The sequence below is a fragment of the Corallococcus sicarius genome, assembly GCF_003611735.1.
Lineage (GTDB): Bacteria > Myxococcota > Myxococcia > Myxococcales > Myxococcaceae > Corallococcus > Corallococcus sicarius.
On record NZ_RAWG01000535.1, the window covers coordinates 1 to 3,461 of the forward strand.

Genomic DNA, 3,461 nt, shown 5'->3' on the forward strand with positions numbered 1-3,461 from the left:
ATGGCGAGCCCCAGCCCGAGCCCGCCCTGGGAGCGGTCCAGGGCCTGGTGCTCCTGCACGAAGAGCTCGAACACGCGGGGCAGCATCTCCGGCGCGATGCCCACGCCGGTGTCGCGCACGCTGACGACCAGCTCCTTGCCCTCGCGCGCTCCCGTCACGGCGATGAAGCCGCCCGGTTCGGTGTAGCGGGCGGCGTTGGTGAGCAGGTTGGCGAACACCTGCGCGAGGCGCGTGGGGTCGCCGTCCAGGGCCGTGCCGTGGTCGGGCAGGTCCACCTCCAGCGTGTGCTGGCGCTGCTCGAGCAGGGGGCTCGTCTGCTCAATGGCCTTGGCCACCACGTCGGTGAGCGAGGTGCGCTCGCGCTTCAGGGTGACCTTGCCCCGGGTGACGCGGCTGACGTCGAGCAGGTCGTCCACCATGCGCACCAGGTGCGTCACCTGCCGCTCGATGAGGGTGCGCTCGCGCTCCGCGGTGGTGTCGCCGCGCAGGCGCATGAGTTGGAGCGCGGTGAGGATGGGGGCCAGGGGGTTGCGCAGCTCGTGGCCGAGCATCGCGAGGAACTCGTCCTTGGCGCGGTTGGCGGACTCCGCCTCGCGGCGCGCGGTGGACAGCTCCGTCACGTCGAAGGACACGACGACGATGGCCTCCACCTGACCCCGGGCGTCGCTCATGGGCTGGTAGACAAGGTCGAAGAAGCGCTCCTGCGCGGGCTGCCCCGGGTCGTGGGTGAACACCGCGCGCACGGAGCGGCCGATGAAGGGCTCGCCCGTGGTGTAGACGCCGTCCAGCAGCTCGTAGATGCCCTGGTGGGCCAGGTCCGGGAGCGCCTCGCGGATGCCCTTGCCCATGACCTCCCGGTGCTGGATGAGCTGCAGGTAGCCCTGGTTGGCGAACTCGTAGACGTGCTCCGGGCCGCGCAGGATGGCGATGCCCACGGGCGCGTGCTGGAAGATGCGCCAGAGCCGCTCGCCGTGCGCGGCCTCCAGCGCGCGCAGCCTGGAGCGCGTGAGCTGGGCGGTGACGCGCGACAGGAGCTCGCGGGTGGAGAACGGCTTCACCACGTAGTCGTCCGCGCCGGAGGCCAGGCCCTCCTCCTTCGCCTCCTCGCCCGCGCGCGCGGACAGGAGGATGACGGGGACGTGGCGGGTGCGCTCGTCGGAGCGCAGGCCCTGGAGCAACCCGAAGCCGTCCAGGCGGGGCATCATCACGTCGGAGAGGATCAGGTCCGGGGGATGCGCGAGCGCGGCGGCGAGCGCGGCCTCTCCGTCCGCCACCGCCTCCACCGTCCCGTGCGCGCCCAGCAGCCGGCCCACGTACTCGCGCATGTCGGCGTTGTCGTCCGCGAGCAGGATGCGCGCCCGCTCCTGGGTGCCCGTCACGGTGGAGGCCGCGCTCGCCGCGGGCGTGCTCCCCGGCAGCCAGCCCAGCGCGTCGCGCACGTAGGGGTCCGCGCCCGCGAGCAGCGCGCGGGTGTGACGGGCGGACGTCACCTGGTCCTTGGGCAGGTGCGCGAAGCCCGCGGGCAGGCGCACGGTGAACGTCGTGCCCCGGTCCACCTCGCTCTGCACGCAGAGGGTGCCTCCGTGCAGGCGCACCAGCTCGTGCACCAGGGCCAGCCCGATGCCGGAGCCTTCGTGGGAGCGCGCGCGGGCGTTGTGCACGCGGTGGAAGCGCTCGAAGAGGCGGGGAAGTTCGTGCGCGGGGATGCCGGTGCCGGTGTCGGTGACGCACAGCTCGGTGTGCCCGTCCCGCCAGCGCTGCGTCACGGTGATGCCGCCGCTGAAGGTGAACTTCAGCGCGTTGGACAGCAGGTTGAGGACGATCTTCTCCCACATCTCGTGGTCCACCCAGGCCGGCTCCGGCAGGGGAGGACAGTCCACGTCGAGCACGAGCCCCGCGCGCTCGATGGCGGAGCGGAAGGCGCTCGCGAGGCCCGAGGTCAGCGTCGCGAGGTCGGTGGGCTCATAGGCGGCCTGCACGCGCCCGGCTTCGATGCGCGCGAAGTCCAGCAGCATGTTGACCAGCTTGCGCAGGCGCACGGCGTTGCGGTGCACGGTCTCCAGCGCGTCGCCCTGGAGCGCGCGGGAGGGGCTCGCGAGCGCGTCCTCGGTGGGGCCCAGCAGCAGCGTGAGGGGCGTGCGCAGCTCGTGGCTGATGTTGCTGAAGAAGTCCGTCTTCGCGCGGTCGAGCGCGGTGAGCGCCTCCGCGCGCTGGCGCTCCTCTTCGTAGGCGCGGGCGTTGGAGATCGCGGCGGCGACCTGTTCGGCGGTGAGCTGGAAGAACGCGTGGTAGCGCGCGTCGAGCGAGCGCCGGGGGCTGACGCCGCCCACGAGGAAGCCGTAGGGCCGGGACTGGCCCGGCCGCGACAGGGCGCGCACCACGGCGCGCTGGGGAGGGCTGTTCCAGAGGCCGCCGGGCAGGGGCCCCATGCGCCGGGGCAGGTCCTCCACGACGACCGCGTCGCCCGTGGTGATGGCCTGGGCGAAGGGCCAGCCGGTGTCGTCCCCGGTGGAGAGCGACTGCTGCCGGGGCAGGGGCGCGAGCGTCGTGTCGGGCAGGAGGGAGCCGCCGACGCGGCGGACGGTGTCGCCGTCCGGATCCAGCAGGTAGAGCAGGGTGAAGGGCAGGTCCAGCGCGTTGGCCGCGAGCACGCCCAGCGCGGAGTGGCACGCCTGTTCGGGAGACTTCGCGTCGGCGCAGCGGGCCGCCAGGTCGCGCAGCGTCCGCATCTGTCGCTCGTGCTGCACCTCTTCGGTGGTTTCGCGCACGGTGACGAGCACGCCGCCCACGCCGCCCCGCTCATCGGGAATGGGGCTGTACGAGAACGTGTGGAACGTCTCCTCGGTGAACCCGCGGCTGTTGATGAAGAGCGCCAGGTTCTCGCTCCAGGTCGCGGGCGCGCCTTCGAGCACGCCCCGGGCCATGGGGCCGACGACGTCCCAGATCTCCTGCCAGACCTGTTCGCCGGGGACGCCGAGGGAGCCGGGATGCTTGTGGCCGAGCACCGGGCGGTAGGCGTCGTTGTAGATCTGGATCATCTCCGGGCCCCACCACATGAGCATGGGGAACCGGTTGTTGAGCACGACGCCCACCATCGTCTTCAGGCTGGTGGGCCAGTCGCGCGACGGCCCCAGCGGCGTCCGTGCCCAGTCCAGCGAGCGCACCAGTGCCCCCATCTCCCCGCCGCCCGCGAAGTGATGCTCTTCGGAAGGAGCGGGAGACAGGGTGCGGGACAGGGTCATGCGGCTCTCAGGGGAGACACGAGGTGAGGGGCGAAGCGGGCGCCCCGGCTTCTAGTGGCGCGCGTGCCCCACTGCAATCCGCGCGGTCGGGCGCCTCCCCCCTGAGGGCACGGCGGGCAACCAGGGCTCTGCGCGCTGGATGCAGGGCGAGGGAGCAGGCAGGCGCTCCTGCTCAGCACGTCACGGGGGTGTCGGGGCGACAACGCTCGGAGGGGCTGG

1 protein-coding gene is annotated in these 3,461 nt (G+C 72.6%); it reads right to left on the reverse strand.

All coding sequences use genetic code 11. The features are described from left to right. Positions 1 to 3,242 (reverse strand): ATP-binding protein (locus tag D7X12_RS40235; protein ID WP_120630418.1); only part of this gene is annotated, 3,242 nt, incomplete at its 3' end. Positions 3,243 to 3,461 lie beyond the last annotated feature (219 nt).